Source organism: Pseudomonas sp. H11T01 (genome assembly GCF_048515765.1).
GTDB lineage: Bacteria > Pseudomonadota > Gammaproteobacteria > Pseudomonadales > Pseudomonadaceae > Aquipseudomonas.
Genome location: NZ_JBLYED010000006.1, coordinates 185,011 through 211,498, shown reverse-complemented (window position 1 = coordinate 211,498; position 26,488 = coordinate 185,011). Strand labels below are relative to the sequence as shown.

Annotated in this window: 24 protein-coding genes and 2 pseudogenes; 14 read left to right on the top strand and 12 right to left on the bottom strand. The window is 59.5% G+C overall.

Features of this window, described 5'->3' with window-relative positions; translation table 11 throughout:
- Positions 1 to 193: 193 nt before the first annotated feature.
- The 8 genes and pseudogenes from ACN1C3_RS10445 to arsJ all read left to right on the top strand — a co-directional run.
- Positions 194 to 310, top strand: a pseudogene (locus ACN1C3_RS10445) (arsenate reductase ArsC); the annotation flags it as partial.
- A gap of 8 nt (positions 311 to 318) precedes the next feature.
- Positions 319 to 690 carry a metalloregulator ArsR/SmtB family transcription factor gene (locus tag ACN1C3_RS10440; RefSeq protein WP_419115726.1) on the top strand — a complete coding sequence of 124 codons (372 nt, stop codon included), beginning with the start codon at positions 319 to 321 and terminating at the stop codon, positions 688 to 690.
- Positions 691 to 717: 27 nt separating this feature from the next.
- On the top strand, positions 718 to 1,188 hold the full coding sequence (locus ACN1C3_RS10435; RefSeq protein ID WP_419115725.1) for an arsenate reductase ArsC: 471 nt from the start codon (positions 718 to 720) through the stop codon (positions 1,186 to 1,188).
- A 17-nt stretch (positions 1,189 to 1,205) separates the two neighbouring features.
- The gene (arsB, locus tag ACN1C3_RS10430; protein ID WP_419115724.1) at positions 1,206 to 2,279 is read left to right on the top strand and encodes an ACR3 family arsenite efflux transporter; all 1,074 of its coding nucleotides are present in this window, start codon (positions 1,206 to 1,208) and stop codon (positions 2,277 to 2,279) included.
- Entirely contained in the window at positions 2,272 to 2,988 is a 717-nt protein-coding gene (gene arsH / locus ACN1C3_RS10425) for an arsenical resistance protein ArsH (RefSeq protein ID WP_419115723.1), read from the top strand. Before arsB ends, arsH begins: the two co-directional genes overlap by 8 nt.
- Positions 2,989 to 3,000: 12 nt before the next feature.
- A pseudogene (locus tag ACN1C3_RS10420) lies at positions 3,001 to 3,160 on the top strand (protein phosphatase); the annotation flags it as partial.
- Positions 3,161 to 3,241: 81 nt separating this feature from the next.
- Positions 3,242 to 4,246, top strand: a complete 1,005-nt coding sequence (locus ACN1C3_RS10415; RefSeq protein WP_419115835.1) for an ArsJ-associated glyceraldehyde-3-phosphate dehydrogenase — start codon at positions 3,242 to 3,244, stop codon at positions 4,244 to 4,246.
- Between the two features lie 12 nt (positions 4,247 to 4,258).
- Complete coding sequence (arsJ, locus tag ACN1C3_RS10410) at positions 4,259 to 5,476, top strand: organoarsenical effux MFS transporter ArsJ (protein ID WP_419115722.1); 1,218 nt, start codon at positions 4,259 to 4,261, stop codon at positions 5,474 to 5,476.
- A gap of 119 nt (positions 5,477 to 5,595) precedes the next feature.
- Here the strand turns inward: arsJ and hutC are convergent, their stop codons facing one another.
- The 9 genes from hutC to hutH all read right to left on the bottom strand — a co-directional run bounded on the left by hutC (position 5,596) and on the right by hutH (position 14,976).
- Positions 5,596 to 6,333 carry a histidine utilization repressor gene (gene hutC / locus ACN1C3_RS10405; RefSeq protein WP_419115721.1) on the bottom strand — a complete coding sequence of 246 codons (738 nt, stop codon included), beginning with the start codon at positions 6,331 to 6,333 and terminating at the stop codon, positions 5,596 to 5,598.
- Positions 6,333 to 7,469, bottom strand: coding sequence for a histidinol-phosphate transaminase (hisC, locus tag ACN1C3_RS10400; RefSeq protein ID WP_419115720.1), 1,137 nt, complete (start codon positions 7,467 to 7,469; stop codon positions 6,333 to 6,335). Before hisC ends, hutC begins: the two co-directional genes overlap by 1 nt.
- A complete protein-coding gene (locus ACN1C3_RS10395) occupies positions 7,466 to 8,266 on the bottom strand; it encodes an amino acid ABC transporter ATP-binding protein (RefSeq protein WP_419115834.1) in 801 nt (266 codons plus the stop codon). Before ACN1C3_RS10395 ends, hisC begins: the two co-directional genes overlap by 4 nt.
- 140 nt (positions 8,267 to 8,406) lie before the next feature.
- Positions 8,407 to 9,078: an amino acid ABC transporter permease gene (locus ACN1C3_RS10390; RefSeq protein WP_419115719.1), complete on the bottom strand. Its 672-nt coding sequence runs from the start codon at positions 9,076 to 9,078 to the stop codon at positions 8,407 to 8,409.
- On the bottom strand, positions 9,075 to 9,734 hold the full coding sequence (locus ACN1C3_RS10385) for an amino acid ABC transporter permease (RefSeq protein WP_090322620.1): 660 nt from the start codon (positions 9,732 to 9,734) through the stop codon (positions 9,075 to 9,077). The genes ACN1C3_RS10390 and ACN1C3_RS10385 overlap by 4 nt, the downstream gene beginning before the upstream one ends.
- A 75-nt stretch (positions 9,735 to 9,809) precedes the next feature.
- Positions 9,810 to 10,646: a transporter substrate-binding domain-containing protein gene (locus tag ACN1C3_RS10380; protein WP_419115718.1), complete on the bottom strand. Its 837-nt coding sequence runs from the start codon at positions 10,644 to 10,646 to the stop codon at positions 9,810 to 9,812.
- 142 nt (positions 10,647 to 10,788) lie between these two features.
- Positions 10,789 to 12,165 carry an FAD-binding oxidoreductase gene (locus ACN1C3_RS10375; protein WP_419115717.1) on the bottom strand — a complete coding sequence of 459 codons (1,377 nt, stop codon included), beginning with the start codon at positions 12,163 to 12,165 and terminating at the stop codon, positions 10,789 to 10,791.
- A 4-nt stretch (positions 12,166 to 12,169) separates the two neighbouring features.
- On the bottom strand, positions 12,170 to 13,366 hold the full coding sequence (locus tag ACN1C3_RS10370) for an alpha-hydroxy acid oxidase (protein ID WP_419115716.1): 1,197 nt from the start codon (positions 13,364 to 13,366) through the stop codon (positions 12,170 to 12,172).
- A gap of 80 nt (positions 13,367 to 13,446) precedes the next feature.
- Complete coding sequence (hutH, locus tag ACN1C3_RS10365; RefSeq protein WP_419115715.1) at positions 13,447 to 14,976, bottom strand: histidine ammonia-lyase; 1,530 nt, start codon at positions 14,974 to 14,976, stop codon at positions 13,447 to 13,449.
- Positions 14,977 to 15,393: 417 nt separating this feature from the next.
- Here hutH and ACN1C3_RS10360 point away from each other — a divergent pair, with 417 nt between their 5' ends.
- Positions 15,394 to 16,359, top strand: coding sequence for an isopenicillin N synthase family dioxygenase (locus tag ACN1C3_RS10360; RefSeq protein ID WP_419115714.1), 966 nt, complete (start codon positions 15,394 to 15,396; stop codon positions 16,357 to 16,359).
- A 40-nt stretch (positions 16,360 to 16,399) separates the two neighbouring features.
- Here ACN1C3_RS10360 and ACN1C3_RS10355 read toward each other — a convergent pair whose 3' ends face one another.
- The 3 genes from ACN1C3_RS10355 to nirB are packed head-to-tail and all read right to left on the bottom strand — an operon-like array spanning position 16,400 to position 19,835.
- A complete protein-coding gene (locus ACN1C3_RS10355) occupies positions 16,400 to 16,888 on the bottom strand; it encodes a CBS domain-containing protein (protein WP_419115713.1) in 489 nt (162 codons plus the stop codon).
- Positions 16,885 to 17,277, bottom strand: coding sequence for a nitrite reductase small subunit NirD (nirD, locus tag ACN1C3_RS10350; protein ID WP_419115712.1), 393 nt, complete (start codon positions 17,275 to 17,277; stop codon positions 16,885 to 16,887). The genes ACN1C3_RS10355 and nirD overlap by 4 nt, the downstream gene beginning before the upstream one ends.
- On the bottom strand, positions 17,277 to 19,835 hold the full coding sequence (nirB, locus tag ACN1C3_RS10345) for a nitrite reductase large subunit NirB (protein ID WP_419115711.1): 2,559 nt from the start codon (positions 19,833 to 19,835) through the stop codon (positions 17,277 to 17,279). Before nirB ends, nirD begins: the two co-directional genes overlap by 1 nt.
- Before the next feature lie 1,268 nt (positions 19,836 to 21,103).
- On the opposite strand from nirB, the gene ACN1C3_RS10340 reads away from it, so the two are divergent.
- The 5 genes from ACN1C3_RS10340 (at position 21,104) to kdpC (ending at position 26,475) form a co-directional block, all read left to right on the top strand.
- Entirely contained in the window at positions 21,104 to 21,376 is a 273-nt protein-coding gene (locus tag ACN1C3_RS10340) for a hypothetical protein (RefSeq protein WP_419115710.1), read from the top strand.
- Positions 21,377 to 21,927: 551 nt separating this feature from the next.
- Positions 21,928 to 22,020, top strand: a complete 93-nt coding sequence (gene kdpF, locus ACN1C3_RS10335) for a K(+)-transporting ATPase subunit F (protein WP_419115709.1) — start codon at positions 21,928 to 21,930, stop codon at positions 22,018 to 22,020.
- Entirely contained in the window at positions 22,017 to 23,789 is a 1,773-nt protein-coding gene (kdpA, locus tag ACN1C3_RS10330) for a potassium-transporting ATPase subunit KdpA (RefSeq protein WP_419115708.1), read from the top strand. The genes kdpF and kdpA overlap by 4 nt, the downstream gene beginning before the upstream one ends.
- Before the next feature lie 10 nt (positions 23,790 to 23,799).
- Positions 23,800 to 25,878 carry a potassium-transporting ATPase subunit KdpB gene (kdpB, locus tag ACN1C3_RS10325; RefSeq protein ID WP_419115707.1) on the top strand — a complete coding sequence of 693 codons (2,079 nt, stop codon included), beginning with the start codon at positions 23,800 to 23,802 and terminating at the stop codon, positions 25,876 to 25,878.
- A 24-nt stretch (positions 25,879 to 25,902) separates the two neighbouring features.
- Positions 25,903 to 26,475: a potassium-transporting ATPase subunit KdpC gene (gene kdpC / locus ACN1C3_RS10320; protein WP_419115833.1), complete on the top strand. Its 573-nt coding sequence runs from the start codon at positions 25,903 to 25,905 to the stop codon at positions 26,473 to 26,475.
- Positions 26,476 to 26,488 lie beyond the last annotated feature (13 nt).

Here is a 26,488-nt window from a genome sequence, read left to right as displayed (position 1 = left end):
AAATTCTGCTGACGTGAAAGCCTAACGAATATTCCCGCTATCCCTCTAGTTTCAGGAGGGTTCAATGATGCTCCTCAGCAGATCCCCGCGGCCTTATCGAATGAATCTGCCGTTGAGGCTTTACCTCTCATGCGGGAAATCATATATTCGATAAACCGTATATTGGCTGGAACTTCACTATGGCCAGCAAAGCATGGCCTGGAGTTTTGAGGATCCGGTCACCAGCGACAAACCCGACGCGTTTCGTCACACCCTTCACGAAATTCATGAGCGCATCAAGATGTTCGTCTTGGTGAAAACCAAACGCTGAGAATCGATATGGCTGACCATCTGACACCGACCACTGTTTTCAAATGCCTGGCTGACGACACCCGTATCCGCACCATGCTGCTCATCACCCGTGAGGGAGAGCTGTGTGTTTGCGAGCTGACCTGTGCGTTGAACGAGAGTCAGCCAAAAATCTCCAGGCACCTGGCGCAGTTGCGCACTTGCGGCCTGTTGTCGGACCGTCGGCAAGGCCAATGGGTGTATTACCGACTGCACCCGAATCTCCCTGATTGGGTTCATCAAGTGCTGACCACTACGCTCGAAAGCAACAAGCACTGGTTGAGCCCTGACGCCAAACGCCTTGATGAAATGGGCGACCGTCCTGAGCGTGCAGCCGTGTGCTGTGAAAGCAAAATCGCCTGATTCCGCCTTCGACTACGAGATTGCTCGATGAAAATTCTGTTCCTCTGCACTGCCAATAGCTGCCGCAGCATCCTTTGTGAAGCAGTCTTCAATCACTTGGCACCGGAAGGCATGAAAGCCTACAGCGCGGGCAGTCAGCCTAAAGGCGAAGTACATCCGCTGAGTCTCAAGACGTTGGAAAACTCTGGTATTTCGACGGACGGGTTGTTCAGTAAGTCCAGCGATGTCCATGTGAACTTGGCTCCTGATTTCGTCATCACTGTGTGCGACAAGGCAGCCGGTGAAGCCTGCCCGATATTTTTCGGACCGGTCACCAAGGCGCACTGGGGGTTGGCTGACCCTTCGGAATACCACGGGACTCAAGAAGAGATCGGGGCGGCTTTTGAAGCCACCTTGGAGCAGATCAGAACTCGTATTGAAGCCTTCCTGGCATTACCGCTTTCCCAACTGAGTGCCGAGCAGCTCAAGGCAGAGCTGGCCCAGATTGGCACGCTGTAACCACAGGAGCAACGATCATGAGTAAAAGCCGCCTTTCCTTCTTGGACCGTTATCTGACGCTATGGATTTTTCTCGCCATGGCCTTAGGCATCGGTTTGGGAAGCCTGTTTGAAGGCTGGCCGCAGTGGCTCAACAGTCTTTCTGTGGGTACAACCAACATTCCCATCGCTATCGGTTTGATCGTGATGATGTATCCGCCTCTGGCCAAGGTTCGTTATGAGGAACTGCCGGAAGTCTTCAAGGACAAGCGCATCCTCGTTTTGTCACTGGTTCAGAACTGGGTCATCGGACCGGTGTTGATGTTCGCGCTGGCGATCATCTTCCTGCGGGACCAGCCGGAATACATGACGGGTTTGATCCTGATCGGCTTGGCTCGTTGCATCGCGATGGTGCTGGTCTGGAATCAGATCGCGGGCGGTAACAATCAGTACGTCGCCGGATTGGTGGCGTTCAACAGCATCTTCCAGATCCTGTTTTTCAGTGTGTATGCCTGGGTCTTCCTTGGGCTGTTGCCGCCGCTGTTCGGGCTGGAAGGCAGTGTGATCGAGACCAGCTTTGTCACCATTGCCAAGTCGGTTCTGATCTATCTGGGTGTGCCGTTCCTGGCAGGCTTCCTGACCCGTAAGATTCTCATCGCCCGTAAAGGCGAAGCTTGGTTTCAGGAGCGCTTCATTCCGAAGATCAGCCCACTGACGCTGGTGGCGTTGCTGTTGACCATCGTGGCCATGTTCAGCCTCAAGGGTGACGTGGTGCTGCAATTGCCATTGGACGTATTGCGCATCGCGATCCCTCTGACGATCTACTTCGTGGTGATGTTCTTCATCAGCTTCTGGATGGGCAAATTGCTCAAGGCTGACTACCCGCGCACCACCGCATTGGCTTTCACCGCCGCGAGCAACAATTTTGAACTGGCGATTGCCGTGGCCATTGCCACCTTCGGCCTGGCTTCCCCGGTCGCCTTTGCCACGGTGATTGGTCCGCTGGTGGAAGTGCCGGTACTGATTTCTCTGGTCGGTGTGGCCCTCTGGTTGAAACGCCGCTGGTTCGATGAATCCAAGAGCGCCGTTGCGCAGGACAAAGACTATGTTTGATGACCCTATCCCCCAACTCAATACCGAACTGGTTGATCTCCCATCGGCTGACAAGCTCGGTATTGAGAGGACTTCCATCCACAAATCGCGCATTTTGCTGCTGTACGGATCGACCCGTGAGCGCTCCTTCAGTCGCCTGCTAGTAGAGGAGGCCGCTCGACTGCTGGAGCACTTCGGTGCCGAGGCGCGGATTTTCAATCCGTCAGGTTTACCGCTGCCAGATGACGCCCCTGAGGATCATCCCCGTGTGAAGGAACTGCGCGAGCTGATGCTGTGGTCCGAGGGGCAGGTCTGGTGCTCTCCAGAACGTCACGGCTCCATGAGCGCGGTGTTCAAAGCGCAGATTGATTGGGTGCCGCTCGCGATGGGCGCTGTACGCCCGACTCAGGGCAAAACCCTCGCCGTCATGCAGGTGTGCGGTGGCTCGCAGTCGTTCAACGTGGTCAATCAGCTGCGAGTGCTGGGACGTTGGATGCGCATGTTCACCATCCCCAACCAATCCTCCGTACCGAAGGCCTATATGGAGTTCGACGACAACGGTCGGATGAAGCCTTCTCCTTTCTATGACCGTGTCGTTGATGTGATGGAAGAGTTGGTGAAATTCACACTGCTGCTTCGCGACCGCCAGGACTATCTGGTCGATCGTTATTCCGAGCGCAAGGAGTCGGCGGAAGAACTCATGAAACGTGTCAATCAGCGCTCCATCTGAGGATTTTTCACCGTGCAACAACACCCATTTTCCGTACTGCCCCTGGCACAGTTCAGTGGCCAATTGATCTTCACCCCGTGTCCAGGCACGAAGGGCACCCCCACCTTTCGAGGCGTTGCAAACCCTTAAAGATGCGGGGGCATCGGCGTTGCTGACGTTGATGCCGACCGAGGCATCCTGCCCATATCGAATACATCGGCCAGTTCGACACCCAGTCGAACTCCCACTGACAACAGATACAGAGCACAACAACATGACTATTAAAGTTGGCATCAATGGTTTCGGTCGGATCGGTCGTCTCGCTCTGCGAGCAGCCTGGAGCTGGCCAGAGTTTGAGTTCGTGCAGATCAACGATCCAGCAGGTGACGCGGCGACTCATGCGCACCTGCTGAACTTCGACTCGGTGCATGGCCGTTGGAATTACCAGGCCAACTCCGAGGGCGACAGCGTCGTCATCGACGGCAAACGAATCAAGGTAACGGCCAACAAAGCGATTGCCGACACCGATTGGTCGGGCTGCGATCTGGTGATTGAAGCCAGCGGCAAGATGAAGGCCGTGGCTGTGCTTCAGGCTTACCTCGACCAAGGCGTGAAGCGCGTGGTGGTCAGCGCCCCAGTGAAGGAAAAAGGCGCGCTGAACATCGTCATGGGCGTCAATCATCAGCTGTTCAATGCTGCGGAACATCGCATCGTCACGGCGGCGTCGTGCACCACCAACTGCCTGGCGCCAGTGGTCAAAGTGATCCACGAAAAGCTGGGCATCCGTCACGGTTCGATTACCACCATCCATGACTTGACCAACACTCAGAGCATCCTCGATCAGCCGCACAAGGATCTGCGCCGTGCCCGTGCTTCGGGCATGAGCCTGATTCCGACCAGCACCGGCTCTGCCACCGCCATTGCAGAGATCTTCCCGGAGCTGCGCGGTCGTCTGAATGGTCATGCCGTGCGCGTACCGTTGGCCAATGCTTCGCTAACTGACTGTGTATTTGAAGTCGAGCGTGCCACCACTGTCGAAGAAGTGAATCAGTTTCTCAAGGATGCTTCCGAGAACGAGCTGAAAGACATCCTTGGTTTCGAGGAGCGTCCACTGGTGTCTATCGATTACCGTACCGACCCGCGCTCATCGATCATCGACGCGCTGTCGACCATGGTCATCAACGGCACTCAGGTCAAACTCTATGCCTGGTACGACAATGAATGGGGCTATGCCAACCGCACCGTCGAACTGGCCAGAATGGTCGGACTGGCAGGCTAATAGGGAGCAACCATGAACGCGTTGTCAGCCCTCGCTCCAGAAGTGCGGCAGTACCTGCTCGTTACGGGCAATTACTGGGCCTTCACCCTCACCGACGGCGCCTTGCGCATGTTGGTGGTGCTGCATTTCCATGCGTTGGGCTACAGCCCGCTGCAAATCGCGGCGCTGTTTCTGTTCTACGAATTTTTTGGCGTGATCACAAATCTTGTGGGCGGCTATCTCGGCGCCCGGCTGGGTCTGAACCGAACCATGAACATTGGGTTGGGCATGCAGGTCGCGGCGCTGTTGATGCTGACGGTGCCCTCGGCCTTGTTGACCATCCCCTGGGTTATGGGCGCTCAGGCGCTGTCAGGGATTGCCAAAGACCTGAACAAGATGAGTGCCAAAAGCTCCATCAAACTTCTGGTGCCCGATGGGCAGCAGGGCAAGCTTTACCAATGGATAGCCATCCTCACGGGCTCAAAAAACGCACTTAAGGGCGTCGGCTTCTTTCTCGGTGGCGCATTGCTCGCGCTGATGGGTTTCAAGGGTGCGTTGTTGGCCATGGCAGGCGTCCTGGCGCTGATCTGGATCAGCAGCCTGATTCTGCTGAAGAGGGACCTGGGCAAAGCCAAGGCCAAGCCCAGGTTTCGCGAAATCCTTTCCAAGAGCCGGGCAATCAACATCCTCTCTGCCGCAAGGATGTTTCTGTTTGGTGCTCGTGATGTCTGGTTCGTGGTGGCCTTGCCGGTCTACCTGAGCAGTGTCTTTGGCTGGGATTTCTGGAAGGTTGGTGGCTTCCTCGCGGCTTGGGTGATCGGTTACGGCATCGTGCAATCGTTCGCTCCGCGCATCACCGGTAAGAAACGTGGACATGTCCCCGATGGCCGTGCTGCCTTTCTCTGGGCATCGGCGCTGGCAGGCCTGCCAGCGGCAATCGCTCTCGGGCTGAACACTGGGTTGTCGCAACAGGTAGTCCTGTTGGGCGGACTGATGGTTTTTGGTGTGTTGTTCGCTGTGAACTCGTCGTTGCACAGCTACTTGATCGTGTCCTACGCCAAGGAAGACGGCGTGTCACTGGATGTGGGCTTTTACTACATGTCTAACGCCATGGGGCGCCTGATCGGCACAGTCCTCTCCGGCTGGGTATATCAGGTGTATGGATTGGAGGCATGTTTGTGGATATCGAGCGCTTTCGTGCTGCTCGCTGCTTTGATTTCTATAGCGCTGCCTCGGCACGCAAGTCACTGAAATAGTCTCGACGGACCACTAACCACGATTACGGCTGCTAACCTGAATGCGTGAGAGGGCGATCCAAGCTGTTCGAAAAGGGCCAACCCGGCAACACGAGTGCCGAGTTCCGTCAGGCCTCAACTGTCTCTGTGCGCTCCATTCACTGGCAGGCGACTGCCCAGGCGATAGCGTGAGGAGGGATGGATCAGGCGCACATAGGTGACGATCTTGCTCTGACTCCAGGTCCTGCGCATGAGGACCAGGCAGGGTTCGTTGGCATCGATTTGCATGTGTTTGCTTTCATCGCTGCTGGGGTGGCTGGCTTCGACGATATGTTCCATTTCATCGGGCCTGATGACCTGCAACAGGTATCTCGCCGGTTGCAGGCGCTCGCCAAAGTCTTGCTGTAGAAATTCCGGCACCAGCTCCGGATTGACGTAACGATCCTCGAGTTGCACCGGTACACCTTCTTCGCAATGCACACAGATCAGATGAAAAACCGAGGAGCCGGTGGTCAGCGCCAGGGCGGCGGCCACCGGCATTGAGGCCGCCTCGCGTCCCAAGTGCAGGACGCGGCATGTGTAACTGTGACCCCTGGCGATAATCTCGTCGGCGATGTTGGTGATTCGCAGCAGGTTCGATTGCGGTTTGCTTTCGGCCACGAAGGTGCCGACGCCCGAAATCCGCACCAAAAGACCTTCTTCGGTCAGTTCGCGCAATGCACGGTTGACGGTCATGCGCGACATGCCCAGTTCCTGCACCAAACGGTTCTCTGAAGGGATCAGGTCGCCGGGTTTCCAAACGCCCGCGCGAAGCTGGCCTTGCACAAAATCCTTCGCGCGCCGATAGAGCGCTTGCGGTGCATTTTTAATCATCAGTCGGTCCGCGTCTCTTGTACGGCAAGTACTCTTGCCAAGGCTTTGAGGAAAAGGTCGTTATCCTCACAGCTTCCGATGGATACCCGCAAGTGCTGCGTGTATCCGGCTTCGCGCCAGGGCTTGATAATCACCCCCTCACGCAGCAGTGCCTGATTGATGACTTCGGCAGGCCAGGCTGTGGTGAAGTATAGGAAGTTGGTCATGGACGGTGCGGTCGATAGGCCTTGCTCCTGCAGGGCGGCGGCCAGACGCCGGCGTTCGCTGGCGACATGGGAAAGGCAGGCCTGCAGATGTTCATCGTCGGCCAGCGCCGCAACCGCCGCAGCCTGGGCCACGCGGTTAACGTTGAAGGGCGTGCGCAGACGGTTGATCAAATCAGCCAGCAGCGGATCGCTGACGATGCCGTAGCCGACGCGCAAACCCGCCAGGGAATAAGCCTTGGAGAAGGTCCGCAGCAGGATGAACGGTTTGCCGCTGGCCTGAATCAAGCCCAGGCAGTCCGGGTAATCGGCCTCCCATCGGGCGTATTCGTAATAGGCCTCGTCGAACACCAGCAAACAGTGTGCAGGCAATGCGCCGAGCAACTGCTGTAACTCACCGGCGCTAAGGGTACAGCCAACCGGATTGGACGGGCAGGAAAACATCAGCAGACGCGTGCGTGGCGTGAGCGCGGCGATCATCGCCGCCACGTCGAAGGTGCCTTCGGCGGTCATTGGCACGCCCACCATCCGGGCACCGGCGGCCATTGGGTAGATAAAATGCAAGCCGAAGGACGGCACCACGGTGACGACTTCATCGTCGTGGTCCAAAAACACCCGACTGATGACGCTCAGCAAATCCTCCGAGCCATTGCCAAACACCAATTGATCTTCCGGAACGTCGAGTTTTTTCGAGAGTGCGGCGCGTAATGCCTGGCAGCCGGCATCGGGGTACAGCGCAATTTCACTGCAGGCCTGGGCCATGGCGGCGGTAACGGCGGGTGCCGGGCCCATTGGGTTTTCATTGCTGCCCAGTTTGGCGACACGGGTCAGGCCGAAGCGCTTGCGCACCGCATCCGCGCCGAGGCCGGCGTTGTAGCTGGCAAGGTCGCGCACTTCGGCGCGGGCCAACAGATTCAGGTCGATGGCATTCATACTGGGCTGACCTCTTTGGTGTCCTGCCAGAAGGCGTTGCGATCCAGGTAGTTCTGCAGAAATTGCTGCAGGCGTGGCTGTTCGGCGTTGTGAAAGATTTCGCGAGGGGTGCCGTGAGCGACTACCTGGCCCTGATCGAGGAACACCACCGAATCGGCGACCTGAGCGGCGAAGCCCATTTCATGGGTGACCACCACCATGGTCATGCCTTCTTTAGCGAGGGTCTTCATGACTTGCAGCACCTCGCCGACCAGTTCCGGGTCGAGGGCAGAGGTGGGTTCATCGAACAGCATGATGTGCGGCTCCATCGCCAGCGCTCGAGCAATCGCCACGCGCTGTTGCTGGCCACCGGACAGCTGCGCCGGATAGGCCGCGGCCTTGTGGGCCAGACCGACTTTATCGAGCATCGCCATGGCCCGTTGCCGAGCGTTATCGGCAGACAGCTTGCGCACGCGCAACAGGGCTTCACTGACATTGCCGAGGGCGGTCATGTGCGGCCACAGGTTGAATTGCTGGAAGACCATGCCGACATTGCGCCGCACCAGATTGATTTGCGACTGCGCGGCGCGCTTGCGGCCCTTGCCATTTTCCGGCACCCAGCCAAGCAATTGGCCTTCGATATAAATTTCGCCCTCGTCGTATTCTTCAAGGAACGCCATGCTGCGCAGAAGGGTGCTTTTGCCTGAGCCTGAGGGGCCGATCAGGCACACCACTTCAGAATGTCGCACTTGCAAGTCGATACCCTTGAGTACGCGCAGAGTGCCGAAGCTCTTGCCGACGTTGTGCAGTTTCAGCATCGGCTCGCTTTTGTCGGAGAGTGCCTTGGAAGTCTTCATCGCTTCACCTGATTCTTTCAATACGGATGAGTGTGGCGGGGCTATTGGCGTCGAAGGGACCGGATTCGCGCGCAGGTCCACGGCGGCAGGAAGGAGGTTGTTCATCGAGGCTGCTTCTGCATGAATCGCCCGACGCGCACTTCCAGCAGCATGCCCAGCCGTGAACAGGCTTCCACCAGCAGCAGGTAGCCAATGCACAGCACCAGCAGGGTTTCGACAAAGGCGAAGGTTTCCGAGCCGATGCCGGTGAGGACCATGGTCAGTTCGGGGATGGTGATGATCGACAGCACGGCGGTTTCCTTGCACAGGATGGTGACCAGATTGACCAGCGCCGGCAGGATGATCACCAGCATTTGCGGAATCTGGATGCGCAGGATGCATTGCAGGCGGCTGATGCCCAGGCAGTCGGCGGCTTCCAGCTGCCCACGGGCAACGGATTCAAAACCGGTACGGAAAATTTCCGCGAAGTAGACGCTGCCATAAATGCCCAAACCCAGAATGCCGGCCGGAATGGGGTCCAGGCTCAGCCCGAAAGACGGGCCGCCGTAATACACCAGGAACAACTGGACCAGAAACGGCGTACTTCGAATCATCTCGATGAACGCCCGCAACGGCGCGCGCACCAGACTGTTGCCGAACAGCTGGGCGACGGCGATCAACAGGCCCAGCAACAGTCCCAGTGTGACACCGGCAGACCAGGTACCGAGGGTGACCATGAAGCCTTGTCCGATGTCGCCGAGGTGATTGGTGATGATTGTCGGGTCAAAGATCATGCGGTGCGCTCCTTCAGATGACGTTCCAGCAAGCCGCCAAAGAACGCCAGCGGGATGTTGATCAGGCAATAGAAGCCGGCCAGCATCAGGTAGTCCTGAACGAACATGTAGTCACTGGCCGCAATGTTCTGCGCCGTGCGGGTCAGGTCGGCCAGCCCCACCACCGACACCAGCGACGAGGCCTTGATCAGCAGGATCATTTCATTGACCAGTGCCGGCAGGGTCAGGCGCACGGCTTGAGGGACGCGAATGCGCACCAGCATTTGTCCTGAGCTCAGGCCCAGCAGGCCGGCGGCTTCCAGTTGACCGCCGGGGATGGCGAGAAAGCCACCGCGCATGATTTCAGCGATATAGGCGCCCGCCGCCAGAGACAGGCCGATCACCGCCGCCACCATGGGCGAAACGTTGGGCAGGCCGATGCGCGGCAGGAAGTAATAGATGAACAGCAATTGCACTAGCAGCGGAATGCCGCGGAACACGAATATATAGGCGCCCCCCAGACGTCTGAGCAACGGCAGGGGCGACAGACGCAGGCTGCCGACGATAACGCCGATGACAAAGCCAATAGCCAGTGCGGCGACGGAAATCTCCAGGGTCACCAGCAGGCTGTCCAGCAGCAGTGGCAGGTTTTGCAGCAGTAAAGGCCAATCGAACATCGTCGTGCCTCCAGCTTGGATAAATCGCCGGCTCGGCTGAGCCGGCAATCCGTTCAACGAACCCGCAAGCCCGGTTTACCAGGTAGGGTCGAAGTCAGCTTTTGGCACGTCCATTTCGGCACCCAGCCATTTCTTTTGCAGGGCGGCGAGACGACCGTCATCGTGCATTTTCAGCATGGCGGTATCGAGCGCGGCGATCAGGCTGTTGGCGTCGTCATCCTTGCGCCCCAGGTAGGCAAAGTAGGATTTCTTGCCAAACGGAGGCATCACCACTTTGTACTTGTCCGGGTGTTGGGCGGCGACGTAGGAAATGTTCGGCAGGGAGTTGGCGACGGCAACGATGCGCTTGGTTCCCAGCTCGGCGTAGGCCTGGTTGTTGTCGATGTATTCACGAACATCGACTTTTTTCGGCAGGGTGGAGGCGAAGGTTTTCAGTTCTTCGAGCTGCGCCGAGCCCTTGCCTGCGCCCACGGCTTTGCCGGCGATGTCGTCAGGTGTATTGATCGGGCTGTCCTTGGCGCTGACCAGTAACGCTACCGTCGCCTCGGCGACCGGCATCACGAAGTGGTAACGCTCCTTACGCGCCTTGGTGACGATGATGGGACCTGCAACCATGTCGAATTTCTTGGCTTCAAGCCCCGGCAATACGCTGGGCCATGGCAAGTCCATGAACCTGACCTTGACCCCCAACTCTTTGCCCAGCTGCTCGAACAGCTCAGCGTTCAGGCCTTTCTGTTTGCCACTTTCGGTGAAGTCGAAAGGTGCAAATTGCAGCTCGGTGCCCACCACCAGTTCACCGGCCTTTTTCACATCGGCGAGCTGATCGGCCTGGGCGGCCATGCAGGCGCCAGCCAGGGTCAAGGCGATGCACAGACCGTTGAATTTCTTACTGAACAGAGAATCGAGTTGCATGGTGTAACTCCTTCATCAGGTGCAGCGAGGCTTATGGTGTGTGTTGGTTCTAGTTATGTGTTGCGGGTGATGCGTGATAGCGACATCTATGACAGCTACAGCAGTTAACGTGCCATAGCGGTATATACAGGTCGTATTTGACTCAGCCGAGGATTTTCCCCGGGTTGAGAATGCCCTTGGGGTCGAAGCAATCCTTGAGTTGCTGCATTGCCTGGCGAGCCTCGAGGCTGACTGAGTGATGGAGAAACTCGCGCTTGAGCAGTCCGATGCCATGTTCGGCGGAGACCGAGCCGCCCAGTTCGCCGACAGCGCTATACACCAGTTCCTCGACCTCAAGGATGGGGGCAGGCTGGGGCAGGGAGGCGCAGTCGACGGTCAGGTGCAGATTGCTGTCACCGATGTGGCCGAAATACACGCTGTGATTGCCCGGCCAGCGTTGCTCCAGACGCTGGCGACAGCGTTCGGCGAAGTCGCCGATCAGGCCGATGGGCAGGCTGACGTCGAAGTTCAGCGGGGTCATGCGCAGGGGAAATTCGCCGGTCGCTTCGCGGATCTTCCAGAGCGCCCGGGCCTGGGTCTGGGAGCTGGCCAATACCGCGTCAACCACTTCACCGGCGGCAAAGGCCTCTTCCAGTGTCTGTTCAAGCAGTTCCTGAGGGCTGGCGCATTCGAGCAATACATACAGCGGATGATCCAGCGACATCGGGGCGGTTGGGTTTTCCAGCCAGGAAACCCCCAGGCGGAAGAAGTCTTGCCACATCAGTTCATAGGCTTGCGGCGTACCGACGCTGCGCTGCACCCGGCGCAGCAGGCTGACCGCACTGGCGTAATCGGGCAGGGCGCAGAGCAGGGTGGTGGTTTCCCCAGGCTGGGGGGCCAGTTTCAATACCGCACGGGTAATCACTCCAAGGGTGCCTTCGCTGCCGATGAAGCACTGTTTCAGGTCATAACCGCAGTTGTTCTTGATCATTTTGTTAAGCAGGTTGAGTACCCGGCCATCGGCCAGGACCACTTCCAGTCCGAGTACCAGGTCGCGGGTCATGCCGTAGCGGATCACCGCGTTGCCACCGGCATTGGTGGCGATGTTGCCGCCAATCTGGCATGAGCCACGGGCGCCGAGATCCAGCGGGAAGACAAAACCCGCCTCGAGCACCGCGTGCTGAATTTCCTCCAGCGTAGTGCCGGCCCAGACGCTAATAGTTGCCGCCGCCGGGTCGATTTCTTCGATGCCGCGCAGGCGCTCAAGGGACAGGGCGATGTCCGTCTCACGAGGCACTGCGCCGCCCGCCAGCCCGGTCATTCCACCTTGGGGTACCACCGATTGCTCTGCGTCATTGCAGATACGCAAGGCGCTCGCGACCTGCTCCGTGGTGCGCGGCAGCAACAGCGCCGCCGGGCAGGCCGGTGCGTGGCCGGTCCAGTCGCTGTAGTGCCGTTGACTGATATCGGCACCGGTCACTACCGCGGCATCACCCAGCGCCTGGCGCAACTGTTCGAGGGTCTGTTGCAGATCGTTCATCGGTTCAACTCACGGTGAAGGAAGTGGATGGCGTCGCGCACAACTGGCGACGGTCGAGTTGGTTCAGGTCCGGGGTACCGAGTAATGACAGGGCCAGGCGCAACTCTTGTGCGAGCAGGTCGAGGGCATGGCCGGCGCCTGCTTGTCCGCCGACAGCGACTCCATACAAAGTAGCGCGCCCGAGCAAAACTGCATCGGCACCGAGGGCGCAGGCTTTGAGAATGTCGGTGCCACGGCGTACGCCACTATCGAGCAGCAGCGTGAGCTTGCCTTTGGCCACGGCGGCAATTGCCGGCAGGCAGTCGATGCTGGCGGGAACACCGTCCAGTTGCCGACCGCCATGGTTGCTCACCACCAGCCCATCGAGGCCCAGTGCAACGGCTTTCTCGGCATCTGCCGGGTGCAATACGCCTTTGAGCAACAACCGTTGTGGCCAGCGGTCGCGCAGACGGGCGAGGGCATCCCAATCGAGCCCGGCGTCCATTTGCGAGCCGATGAAATGGGCGGCGCCTTCGATCGTGCGTTGCTCGGCTGGCAGATAGCGTTCGATGTTGCCCAGGGTTGCCAGGCCATGGGGCCACAGTGCCTGGGCCATCCAGCGTGGATGATTCAACACGTCGAGCTTGTTGCGCAGGCTCAGTTGCCGGGGGCGGACAAAGTTGCGTTTATCCCACTCACGGTTGCCCAGCAGCACGGCGTCGCTGGTCAACAGCAAGGTCGTGCAACCCACGGCATTGGCGCGTAGCAACAGGTCTTCCTGGACCTTGGGATCACGCAGGCAATACAGCTGGAACCAGAGATTCACCTCAGGCACTGCCGCCACCACTTGTTCCAGTGAACTGGTGGAAACGGTGCTGAGAGTGAAGGGTAGGCCGCGCTCCGTTGCGGCCCGGGCCAGGTGGATATCGGCATCGCGATAGAGCATGGCGTTGTAGCCGGTGGGACCGATGGCGATGGGCAGCGGCAACGCTCGGCCAAACAGCGAGCTCTGGGGCTGTGTCACGCCGCAGGGCACCAGGGTCTGTGGGAGCAGGGCGATATCAGCGAAGCCTTGGCGGTTGCGGCGCAAGGTCAACTCTTCTTCGGCGCCACCCTCCAGGTATTCCCAGGCGAAATGCGGCAAGCGTCGACGGGCCATCACTGCCAACTCGGCAATGCTCTGTGCTCGACGATAGTCCGGGCCTGAATAATAACGGCGCATGGCACTTCCCATCGGCTACGAAAGAGTAGGTGTTCGCCGCAGCAACGCGGCGGCGAACGGGCTCGGCTCAGGTTTACAAATCAGGCATACAGACGTTCGGCAGGCAACCAGCGAGTGAACGCCGCGTTCTCGACCCAGGCTCTTGCTGCGGCGATGTCCGGTGCGAAATAGCGGTCTTCATCGTAGTGCGCGACTTCACGGCGAATCATCGTCAGCACTTCAGCGAGTTTTTCCGAGGTCTGCAAAGGCGCATGCAGGTCCACGCCTTGAGCGGCGCCCAGCAGTTCGATGGCGACCACCGCGCTGCTGTTACCGGCCATGTCCAGCAAGCGACGTGCCGCAAAGGTCGCCATCGAGACATGGTCTTCCTGGTTGGCTGATGTCGGCAGGCTATCCACCGACGCTGGATGGGCGAGGGTCTTGTTCTCCGAAGCGAGGGCGGCAGCGGTGACCTGAGCGATCATGAAACCCGAATTCAGACCGCCTTCACGCACCAGAAAGGCCGGCAGGCCCGACAGTGCCGGATCAACCAGTTGGGCGATTCGTCGCTCGGACAAGGCACCGATTTCTGAAATGGCCAAGGCCAGTACATCGGCGGCCATGGCGACCGGTTCGGCGTGGAAGTTGCCGCCGGAGAGCACGTCGCCGTCGGCACAGAACACCAGCGGGTTGTCCGAGACGGCGTTGGCTTCACGCAGAAACACCCCGGCGGCGAAACGCATGTGATCCAGGCACGCGCCCATGACCTGAGGCTGGCAGCGCAGCGAGTAAGGGTCCTGCACCCGGTCGCAATCGCGATGGGATTCACGAATCTCGCTGGTGGCCAGCAGTTCGCGGTAGAGCAGCGCTACGTCGATTTGCCCCGGTTGTCCGCGAACCGCCTGGATGCGTGGGTCAAACGGCACGTCCGAGCCTTTCAATGCCTCAACGCTCAGGCTGCCGGCGACTACCGCCGCGCTGAACAGTTTTTCGCAGGCGAACAGACCACGCAAGGCCAGCGCCGTCGAAACCTGGGTGCCATTGATCAGCGCCAGGCCTTCCTTCGGGCCCAGCACCATCGGTTCCAGGCCGGCAATCGCCAGGCCTTCGACGGCATCCATTTCACGGCCTTCATGCCGCACCCGGCCGACGCCAATCAACACGGCGGACATATGCGCCAACGGCGCCAGATCGCCCGACGCGCCGACCGACCCTTGCGACGGTATGCACGGATAAACCCTGGCGGCATAGAGCTTGCTCAGGGCCTGAATGACTTCCCAGCGGATCCCGGAAAAACCACGGGCAAGGGAGCCGACCTTGAGCGCCATGATCAGGCCGACACTGGCGTCATCCAGAAGCGGGCCGGTGCCAGTGCAGTGCGACAGCAGCAGGTTGCGTTGCAGCTTGGCCAACGATTCAGTGGCGATGGAGGTCCGAGCCAGCAGGCCGAAACCGGTGTTGATGCCGTACACCGTGCGCTGGTTGGCGATGATCTCGTCTACTGTACGAGTACTGGCATTGACGACGTCGCGTGCGGCCGGGTCCAGTTCGAAAGGGCTTTGCAACTGGTAAATGGCGCGCAATTGATCGAGGGTGAGTTGACCGGGTTTGAGTTGCAGCGATGCGTACATTGAAAGTGTCCTGAGGTCAGGGTGATGGGGGATTGGGTGGCTATATGTTCCTGTATATACAGGTAAGGCAAAATGCAGGCCAGAATTCCGATTCCGCTCGCCAACCAGCGTTCCAGACCCTGTTGATCCAAAACGAAAAGAGAATCGCCGACGTCTCTTTGTTCAGGCTTGTAACCAAAGGTTGCACCAAATGGGGTCTCGCTGCCCCCTGCTGGGGCGAAGGGAAACCGATGGGTAACAGGTTGTATGCGGTCTTGTGCTGATATTAAAAAAGGCTGTTCGCTTTAGCCCAAGGCTTGCTGGCGACTGCCTGGCTGGGCGGCACAGTAAATGCTTTATCCTGTATATACCGGTTAGTCATTCGCTGGCGAAACCCGCTTTCCCACCACTGCATGCACGATGCACCCAGGAGTGAACATGACCTCTAGCGCCAATCTGCCCTTGATCGATATGTCCGGTGTCCGCGAAGGTGATCAGGCGAGTATTCGCCGAGCCGGTGACGCCATTCGAAAAGCCTGTAGCGAAACCGGCTTCTTCTACATCATCAATCACGGCGTGCCGCAAACGGTGATCGACAGAGCCATGTCGGCTGCCGGGCAGTTCTTTGCCTATCCGACCGAAGTCAAACGCCAGGTGGCAGTGAACAACCGGCATCGAGGCTGGCATGCGCTGGGTGGGGCGACCATGTATGAAGCCACCAAGCCCGATCACAAGGAGTTCTTCAGTATCGGTCTGGAGCTGACGGAGGATGATCCTTGCGTCCTCGCTGGCGAGGCCTTGCGTGGACCGAATCAGTGGCCGCTATTCATGCCGCCGCTGCGTGAGGCATTGGCTGAGTACTACGCGGAAATCGGCAAGGCCGGGGCGGATCTGTTGCGGGCGGTGGCGGTAGGGTTGGGGATCGAAGAAGATTTCTTCACGGATAAATACACCAAACCGCTGCAACGTACGCAGATGGTTTATTACCCACCGCAGCCAGCCCAGGCCGAGGCCGACCAGTTCGGAGTGGCTCCGCACACGGATTACGGCTGCATCACTTTGCTCTATCAAGACAACAGCGGCGGCTTGCAGGTGCGCGAGCTGGGCTCCAATCGCTGGATCGAGGCCACGCCGATCCCGGGCAGTCTGGTGGTGAACGTTGGAGACCTGTTGGCGCATTGGTCCAATGATCGTTTTCGTTCGACCCTGCACCGGGTAATCAATTCTTCAGGCCATGAGCGCTATTCCATCGCGACGTTCTACGACCCGACCTACAGCGCCAGAGTCGACCCCTGCGATCTGGGTATCGACCCGGCGCTGAGCCAGTACCCGCCGGTGGCCGCGGGCGACTACATCCTCAAGCGTATCGATGATTCGATGGCTTATCGCAAGAAAACCCAGTAGGCAGGGACCTGCGACCACCGTTGCGGCAAATGGCGCGAGTTCAGACCCTCGTGCTATGCCGATGGTTGGGCTGCGCCATAGGGATGTCAGCCCAGTCCCCACGAATGTACTGCTCCAGTTGGCGGATCAGGTCGGCCTGCTCGGCGATGGCTTCTTTAACCAGGTCGCCAATGGACAGCAGGCCCAGCAGTTCTCCGTCCTCTACAACCGGTAAGTGGCGCAGGTGACTGTCGGTCATGATGCCCATACAGGCCTCGATGCTTTGCCGGGAGTTCACCGTCACAACGGGCGTGCTCATGATGTCTCTGACGGGCGTGCCGACTGAGGAGCGTCCCTGGAGAACAATCTTGCGGGCGTAGTCGCGCTCGCTGATCACGCCTACTACCTGACCATTTTCGAGCACCGGTAGCGCGCCAACATTTTTTTCAGCCATCACTCTCAGCGCCTCCAGCACCATCTGATCCGGACCGATGGTGTGGACCTGGTTTTGCGTGGCCTTTAATTTCAGCAGTTGTGTAATGGATTTCATGGGGTTTGCACTCCAATTTCCACCACGTCCCCGTTCAAACGCACCGGCCAGACGCGCAGGCTTTGCTCCGGATATTCCAGGCAGCTGCCGTCTTCGAGACGGAAGTGCTGTTTGTACAGCGGCGAGGCAATCACCAGGTCACCCTTGAGGCTACCGACGATGCCACGACCGATAACATTGGCGCCTGATTTCGGGTCGCGGTTGTCGATGGCGTAGAGGGTTTTGTCCTGGGCATCGGGCAGCTGAAACAGCGCCACCTGGGCGCCATCGTGCCAGGCGACGACGCCGGAATTGGCCACCAGATCGTGACGGCTGCACAGCGTCTGCCATTGCGCAGGGCTTTCAATGCTGCTGCGGGATTCGAGACGGACAACGTTTGACTGGCTCATCAGAGCACCTCCTCGGTAACGGGAATCAGGTGGAGTTCGGTGGCGTGTACCGGGCGGCGCTGGCCACGTTCCTTGACGAAATGAATGTCCGGGTCACCGCGTTCGTCATTGACGAAGGTGCGGAAGCGCTTGAGTTTTTCCGGGTCATTGATGGCGTTGGCCCATTCGCATTCGTAACGGTTGACCACCATCTGCATCTGCGACTCCAGCTCGGCACCCAGTCCCAGGCTGTCCTCGATGATCACGTCCTTGAGGAAGTCCAGGCCGCCTTCCAGGCTCTCGCGCCAGACTGAGGTCCGCTGCAATTTGTCGGCAGTACGGATGTAGAACATCAGGAAGCGATCGATGTAGCGCAGCAGGGTGTCGTCATCCAGATCCGTGGCCAGCAACTCGGCGTGACGCGGACGCATGCCGCCATTGCCACAGACATAGAGGTTCCAGCCTTTCTCGGTGGCGATCACGCCGATGTCCTTGCTTTGCGCTTCGGCGCATTCGCGGGTGCAACCAGACACCGCGAGCTTGAATTTATGCGGCGCGCGCAGGCCCTTGTAGCGGTTCTCCAGGAGTAGCGCCATGCCGACGCTGTCCTGCACACCGTAGCGGCACCAGGTGCTGCCGACGCAGGATTTCACCGTGCGTAACGACTTGCCATAGCCGTGACCGGTCTCGAAACCGGCCTCGATCAGTTCGCCCCAAATGTCCGGCAGTTGATGCAGTTGAGCGCCGAACAGGTCGATGCGCTGGCCGCCGGTGATCTTGGTGTAAAGGTCATATTTCTTCGCCACGGCGCCGAGGGCGATCAGTTTGTCCGGAGTAATCTCACCGGCGGCGATGCGCGGGATGATCGAATAGGTGCCGTTCTTCTGCATGTTCGCCATGAAGGTGTCGTTGGTGTCCTGCAAGGGCACCAGCGACGGGTCCATGATCGGCTGGTTCCAGCACGAGGCGAGAATCGAGCCCACCGCGGGTTTGCAGATATCGCAGCCGGTGTGGCCACGGCCGTGTTTGGCGAGCATCTCGTCGAAGCTGATGATGCCTTCGACCCGCACCAGGGCGTACAGCTCCTGACGAGTGTGGGCGAAGTGCTCGCACAGGCTTTTGTCGACGGCGACGCCACGGGCGCTGAGTTCGTGTTCGAAGACTTGCTTGAGCAGCGCGCTGCAACCGCCGCAACCGGTACCGGCCTTGGTCTTGCCCTTGAGTTCGCCCAGATCGGTGCAGCCGGCGTCGATCGCACAGCACACCGCGCCTTTGGTGACGTTATGGCAGGAGCAGAGGGTGGCGGTGTCCGGCAGCGCATCGGCGCCGAGTGTCGGAGCGCCGTCCGACAGCGGCAGGATCAGGCTGGACGGATCCTTGGGCAGCGCGATGCCGTTCTGCGCGTACTGGAGGAGGGTGTCGTAATAACTGTTGTCGCCGATCAGCACCGCACCGAGCACATGCTTGCCATCGGCAGAGACCACCAGGCGGCGATAGCTGGCGCTGGCTTCGTCGATGAAACGGTAGCTCTTGGCACCCGGCGTGGTCGCGTGAGCGTCGCCGATCGAACCGACATCGACGCCCAGCAGTTTGAGCTTGGTCGACATGTCGGCGCCGGTGAAGGGTTCGTAGTGCTGGCCGGCCAGTTGCGCGGCAACGTTACGGGCCATGCTGTAGCCCGGTGCGACCAGGCCAAAGATGCTGCCGTTCCAGGAAGCGCACTCGCCGATGGCGAAGATGTCGGGGTCGCTGGTGCGGCAATGATTGTCGACCACCAGACCGCCACGGGTTGCCACCTCCAGCCCGGCGCTGCGGCCAATCGCGTCCTGCGGACGGATACCGGCGGAGAACACGATCAGATCGGTTTCAAGGAACTCGCCACCGTTGAAGTTCATGCGGTAGGCATACTCTTCACCGATGACAATCTCTTGTGTTGCTCGCGAAAGGTGTACGCCAACACCCAAGGCCTCGATCCGTGCCCGCAGCGCCTCACCGCCACTGGCGTCCAGTTGCACCGGCATCAGCTGCGGGGCGAACTCGACGACATGGGCTTCCAGCCCCAGAGACTTGAGCGCATTGGCGGCTTCAAGGCCGAGCAACCCACCGCCGACCACCACGCCGCGTCGGGCATTAGTGGCGGCTTCGCGGATTGCGTCGAGGTCGTCCAGAGTGCGGTAAACCAACCGTGAGCGGCCCTCGGCGCCGGGGATTGGCGGCACAAAGGGATAGGAGCCGGTGGCCAACACTAGACGGTCGTAAGCCTGGCGTCCGGCGCTGGTGACCACTTCCTTATGCTCGCGGTCGATTTCCAGTACCTGCACCCCGAGGTGCAACTGCACGCCATGGCGGGCGTACAGATCAGCCTCGCCAAGGGCAAGGGACTCGGCATCACGGCCGCCGAAATATTCGGAGAGGTGCACGCGGTCATAGGCACGCTGGCGCTCCTCACCGAACACATGCACGTGATAGTGGGCGAGGGCTCCGTGCTCGATCAGTTGCTCGACACAATGGTGGCCGACCATGCCGTTGCCGATGACGACCAGTGTTTCGCTTTTGATCGGGGTGACGATAGCGTTCATAGCCTTTCCTCAGTCGAAGCCGCGCCTTGGCATGGCCAGAAAAAAACCAAAAAAAAACGCCTGGAGCCGTCTAGCAGCTCCAGGCGCCTTTGCCTGGTATTCATGGATGTCTGGTGGGTGATTAACCGAGGCCGCGTTGCCTGGTTCACCTGTCCCGTGCCTCTGGAGGCTGATGGTCGGCGATGACCACGTGGGACGTCCGCCAAAGAGTTCGGCGGGAATATCAGTACATGTTTATCAGAGCTAAGCAGATTTCATGCCAGTCTCGGCGGAGCCTGTTTCGATCCCGGGAAACGGCCAGTGGGCGGGCGGGTAAAGCGCTACAACGTGGGTTTGTTCAGAGACATTTGACTGCGTTCGTCAGCTTCGCCTGGTCATTTGTTACAGCGGCGAATTGAACCAGAAGGGTGCGGATACGTTTGCCGGTGTCTTTTTTGGGGCAAGCCGATGGCGAGCTGTAGATACCGTTTTAACCCTCACCTGTCTCTCACGGCTGTACCCAGATCCACTGTGGGAGCTGGCTTGCCTGCGAAGGCGGCCTGGCAGCCGGCCTATCTCTCACGGGTGTACATATCCATTTCTGCGGTAACGGCCACTTAGGGTTTCGCTTTTACAGCGAGGCACTTTTGTCAACGAACGCCACAAAAGTTCCCAAAAAGGCTTGCCCCAAGCGTACGGCACCTCGCCTAGGCTCGGCGTTCCCTCGCTCCGGCATTCATCAGGGGGCATCGCCTCCGGTCGGCTTCGCTTCGACCTCCTCTCGATGTGTTCGACTTCGTCGAACGGCGCTTCGCGCCTACCCCCTGATGAACGCCTCCACTCGGCCTTCCGAAGGGGCGGGTGGATCAAGATCAAAAGCTGCAGGCGAGCTAACGCTCGGCCTGTTGAGTGGTGAAGGAGTATTCGATCTGAGCTGCCGAAGGTTCGGGCCGCGTTCGGACGATCTTTTGGGGTCCGACGCCGCACGTCTTACGCCTGTCTCGGAAATCCCGTCACATCAACACCTTGCATCGTTCTGAGGACGAAGCTTATAGTCCGCCGGTCGCCCATATGGCGACCGGGTTTGGCGACCTGGTAGTGGTATGCAAAAGCTGTCTGCTTGCTTGCAGGCGCTTGTGCACCCGCAAGGCTGCTTTATGGCAGCTGTGCGCGGGAGACCTTCGGGTCTGCCGGTCTCCACTCCGGTTCGCCAACCTGCGTACAGCTGCCACCCTTTCGTTTGGCGACGATTGAGCGGTAGCTCTCTTCAATTTAGTGGAGCTTTACCCATGAACCGATACATGCCCATCACCGGAGTCGACAACGACTTCCACGCCCTGCTGATCGACACCGAAGCGCCCCTCGATGTACTGCAGGAGATGGCTGACTACCGCATTCGCGCCGTAACCCAGTTGCTGGAAAACCTCGGCATGCGCGAGGAGATCAGCAGCGACGCCGTGGTGCTGCACGACTTCGCCCGAGTCCTCGCCATCCCGCTGCGCGACGGCTGCGATCTGATGGACGTGATCGGACGGCGATTGCGGGCGCAGATGGCGCCATAAACAAAACGGGCGACCTCAGGGCCGCCCGTTTTTTTGGTTGATTGCTTGGTGTCAGATCATGCGCCCAAGGGGTATCTGCTTTAGCTCCAGCGAATAACTCTGTTGCCTGCTAGAAGGCCTTCACGGGCAAGCCCAGCTCCCAGAAAGGAACGCGATCTAATAATGTGAGCGGCTTTTGTGGCGAGGGAGCTTGCTCCCGCTGGCCTGCGCAGCAGGCCCAAAACCGGTGATCGTTCCCACGCTCTGCGTGGGAATGCAGCCCGTGACGCTCCGCGTCACTGCCTATCAGTTAAGGCGACGACGCGGTCCTACGGGGAATATGTGAAGCCAGAAATTCCTTAACTGGCATTAACCTCAGGGCCGCCCGTCTTTTCGAGATCTTTATCTCGCCACCCGGAATATTTTCAGCATCTTGATACCCGAATCACTAGCCTAGGCAGCATCACAGGAGGAATCGTGATGGACATCGTCTTTCTTGGGCTCGGTGCGTTGTTCTTCGTCATCCTGGTTGGCCTGGCCCTTGGTTGTGCGGCGCTGAACAGGAGACCCTCATGAGCGGCTTCTATCTCTGTGGCGGCCTGGTGGCGTTCGGGCTGCTGGTGTACCTCGTTGCAGCGCTGCTGTTTGCGGAGGACTTCTCGTGACTATCCAGGCCTGGACTCTGCTTGGCGCCTTCTTCGTGGTGCTGGGTGTACTGGCGTGGCCACTCGCCGCTTGGCTCACCAGGGTGATGGAGGGCCGGTTCACGGTTGGCTCGCACATCGAGGCGCCGTTATATCGTCTCGCCGGCGTCAAGGCAGACACCGAGATGGGTTGGCTTCAGTACGTGCTCGCGCTGCTGCTGTTCAATATTCTCGGGCTGCTGGCCGTCTATGCGCTGCAGCGGCTGCAGGGTGTCCTTCCGTTCAATCCGCAGGGTTTTGGCGCCATCAGCCCCGACTCTTCGTTCAATACGGCGGCCAGCTTTGTCACCAACACTGACTGGCAGGGCTATAGCGGCGAAGCGACGATGAGCTATCTGACCCAGATGCTCGCGCTGACAGTGCAGAATTTTATGTCGGCGGCCACTGGCATTGTGGTCGTGACGGCACTGATTCGTGGCTTTGCGCGCCACAGCGTGGCCAGCATCGGCAATTTCTGGGCAGATATTACCCGCGTGACCGTGTGGTTGTTGTTGCCGCTGTCGCTGGTATTCGGGCTGTTCTTTGTCAGCCAGGGCGTTATCCAGAATTTTGATTCGTACAAAGAAGTGACGACACTTGAGGTGACGCAATACCCATCACCCACGCTCGATGCTTCCGGCAAGCCGATGATGGACGCGCAGGGCAACGCCGTCATGCAGAGCAACACCAGCCACACGCAAACACTTGCGATGGGGCCGGTGGCGTCGCAAGAGGCAATCAAGATGCTCGGCACCAACGGCGGCGGCTTCTTCAACGCCAACTCGGCGCATCCTTATGAAAACCCGACCGCGCTGGCGAACTTCTTTCAGTTGATCGCCATCTTCCTGATCCCGACTGCGCTGTGTTTCATGTTCGGTCGTATCGTCGGTGATCAGCGACAGGGCTGGGCGGTATTGGCGGCGATGACGACGATTTTCATCATCGCGGTAGTGGCTGTCACCCATTACGAACAGCTCGGCAATCCACAGCTCTCTGCATTGGGCGTCGATGCGGCCGCGGGCAACATGGAAGGTAAGGAGGTGCGCTTTGGCATCGCCGGGTCGAGCCTGTTCGCCGCCGTTACCACGGCGGCTTCGTGCGGTGCCGTCAACGCCATGCACGACTCGTTCACGCCGCTGGGCGGCGCCGTTCCACTGATACTGATGCAGTTCGGCGAAGTGGTGTTCGGCGGTGTCGGCTCAGGCCTGTATGGGATGCTGGTGTTTGCCATCCTCGCGGTCTTCATTTCCGGGCTGATGATTGGCCGCACGCCAGAGTATCTCGGCAAAAAGATTGAGGCCTACGAGATGAAAATGGTGGCCATCGCCATTCTGGTGACCCCGCTGCTGGTGCTGCTCGGGACAGCCATCACAGTGATGGCCGACGCAGGGCGGATTGGCGTTGCCAACCCCGGCGCCCATGGCTTCTCCGAAATTCTTTATGCCTTTACCTCGGCTGCCAACAATAACGGCAGTGCCTTCGCTGGTCTGTCGGCCAACACGCCTTTCTACAACACGCTGCTTGCTGTCGCGATCTGGTTTGGTCGCTTCGGCGTCATCGTACCGGTACTCGCAATCGCCGGCAGCCTTGCGGCCAAGAAACGACTGGCCGTGACGGCTGGGACGATGCCTACCCATGGCGTGCTATTCGTTGTTCTGTTGATCGGCACCGTGCTGCTGGTCGGCTTACTGAACTACGTACCCGCGCTTGCGTTGGGGCCGGTCGTCGAACACCTGGTGCTGTTCAAGTGAGCCCAAGACCATGACACGCAAATCATTCACCTTGTTCGACCCGACCTTGATCAGGCCGGCCATCGTCGAGTCCCTACGTAAACTCAGCCCGAGGGTGCAGTGGCGCAACCCGGTCATGTTCGTTGTCTACGTCGGTGCGATCCTCACCACCGCCTTGTGGATCCAGGCACTGAGTGGCAAGGGCGAAGCCAGCAGCGGCTTTATCATCGCGGTAACCTTGTGGCTATGGTTCACGGTACTGTTCGCCAACTTTGCCGAGGCCCTGGCTGAAGGTCGCAGCAAGGCTCAGGCGGCCTCCCTGCGTGACCTCAAAAAGGAAACCTGGGCCAAGAAACTGCGCGAACCCCACTATGGCGCTGAATGGCAATTGGCTCAGTCCGGCGATCTTTGCAAGGGCGACGTGGTGGTGGTCGAAGCGGGCGATCTCGGGGGCTCTCTGATTCCTGCGGACGGCGACGTGATCGAGGGTGCCGCGTCAGTGGATGAGTCAGCAATCACGGGCGAATCAGCGCCGGTAATACGGGAGGCGGGCGGCGACTTTTCGGCGGTGACCGGAGGGACGCGAGTACTCTCTGACTGGATCGTCATACGCGTCACGACGAACCCCGGTGAAACCTTCGTCGACCGCATGATCGCAATGGTCGAGAACGCCAAGCGGCAGAAGACCCCGAACGAAATCGCGTTATCGATCTTGCTGGTTGCGCTGACCATCGTGTTTCTTGGCGTCACGGTCACCCTGCTGCCGTACTCGCTGTACGGCGTCGAGGTGGCGAAGTCCGGATCGCCCATCTCCATCACTGTACTGGTCGCGCTACTGGTTTGCCTGATTCCCACGACCATTGCCGGCCTGCTGTCGGCGGTGGGTGTAGCAGGCATGAGCCGCATGATGGAGGCCAACGTGATTGCCACCTCGGGGCGGGCGGTGGAGGCCGCCGGTGACGTCGACGTGTTACTGCTCGACAAGACGGGCACCATCACGCTTGGTAATCGTCAGGCATCGGTATTTCTGCCCGCACCGGGCGTTAAGGAGTCGGAGCTGGCCGACGTTGCGCAACTCGCCTCGCTGGCCGATGAAACCCCCGAAGGCCGCAGCATCGTAGTGCTGGCAAAACAGCGGTTCAAACTGCGCGAGCGCGACATCCATGCCCTTGGTGCGCACTTTGTTCACTTCTCGGCGCAGACGCGCATGAGCGGCGTCGACATGGACTCCCGGCAGATACGCAAGGGCGCAGCACAAGCGATCCACAAACATATTGAAGCCCTCGGTGGCAACTTTCCGGAGAAGGTGCAAGCGATTGTCGACGAAGTGGCTCGCCGCGGCAGTACACCGCTCGTCGTGGCGGATGGGACCCGGGTGCTGGGTGTTATCGAGCTCAAAGACATCGTCAAAGGCGGCATCAAGGAGCGCTTTGCCGAGCTGCGCCGTATGGGCATCAAGACCATTATGGTCACAGGTGACAATCGCCTCACCGCAGCGGCGATCGCCGCCGAGGCGGGGGTTGATGACTTCCTGGCCGAAGCGACGCCTGAGGACAAGTTGCGGCTGATCCGCAGCCACCAAAGCGAAGGCCGGCTGGTCGCGATGACCGGCGACGGCACCAACGATGCACCGGCACTGGCTCAGGCCGATGTCGCGGTGGCGATGAATTCGGGTACCCAGGCCGCCAAAGAGGCCGGCAACATGGTCGACCTCGATAGCAACCCGACCAAGTTGATCGAGGTGGTGGAAACGGGTAAGCAGATGCTGATGACCCGCGGCTCACTCACCACATTCTCGATCGCCAACGACATCGCGAAGTACTTCGCGATCATCCCGGCTGCTTTCGTGACCACCTATCCGCAGCTCTCCGCACTCAACATCATGGGGCTCACCAGCCCGAACTCGGCGGTCTTGTCTGCGGTGATCTTCAATGCGCTGATCATCGTCTTCCTGATCCCGCTGGCGTTGAAAGGTGTCAGGTATCGCCCGGTCGGCGCGGCATTGTTGCTGCGCCGGAATCTGTTGATCTACGGCCTCGGTGGCGTGATCGTGCCATTTATCGGCATAAAGCTGATCGACATGACCTTGTCAGTTGTTGGCCTGGCTTGAAGGAGCGATCAAATGTCATCTCAAATGTCATCTTTGCTCCGTCCTGCGTTAACGCTGTTCCTGATGCTCTCGCTGATGACCGGGGTGGCCTATCCGCTGGCCATGACCGGCATCGCCAGGTTGATCTTCCCCCAGCAGGCAGCCGGCAGTCTGATCGAGAAGGACGGCAAGCCGGTGGGCTCTCTGTTGATCGGCCAGGCGTTCAGTGATCCCGGGTACTTTTGGAGCCGTCCTTCCGCCACGAGCCCAATGCCTTACAACGCAAGCGCCTCGAGTGGATCGAATCTGGGGCCACTGAATCCGGCCTTGGCCGATGCCGTCAAACAGCGTATCGAAGCGCTGCGCACTGCTGATCCAGGCAACAACGCAACGATGCCCGCCGACCTGGTCTACAGTTCTGCCAGTGGGCTTGACCCACACATCAGTGTGGCTGCGGCCGACTACCAGGCGGGCCGGGTCGCACGGGCGCGCAACGTGCCGCTCGAACGGGTGCACGCGCTGATTGCCGAACACTCCGAAGGCCCATTGCTCGGGTTCCTGGGCGAGCCACGGGTCAATGTCCTGGCACTGAACCTGGCACTCGACGCCGCACGCTGAGAGCCGACTCATA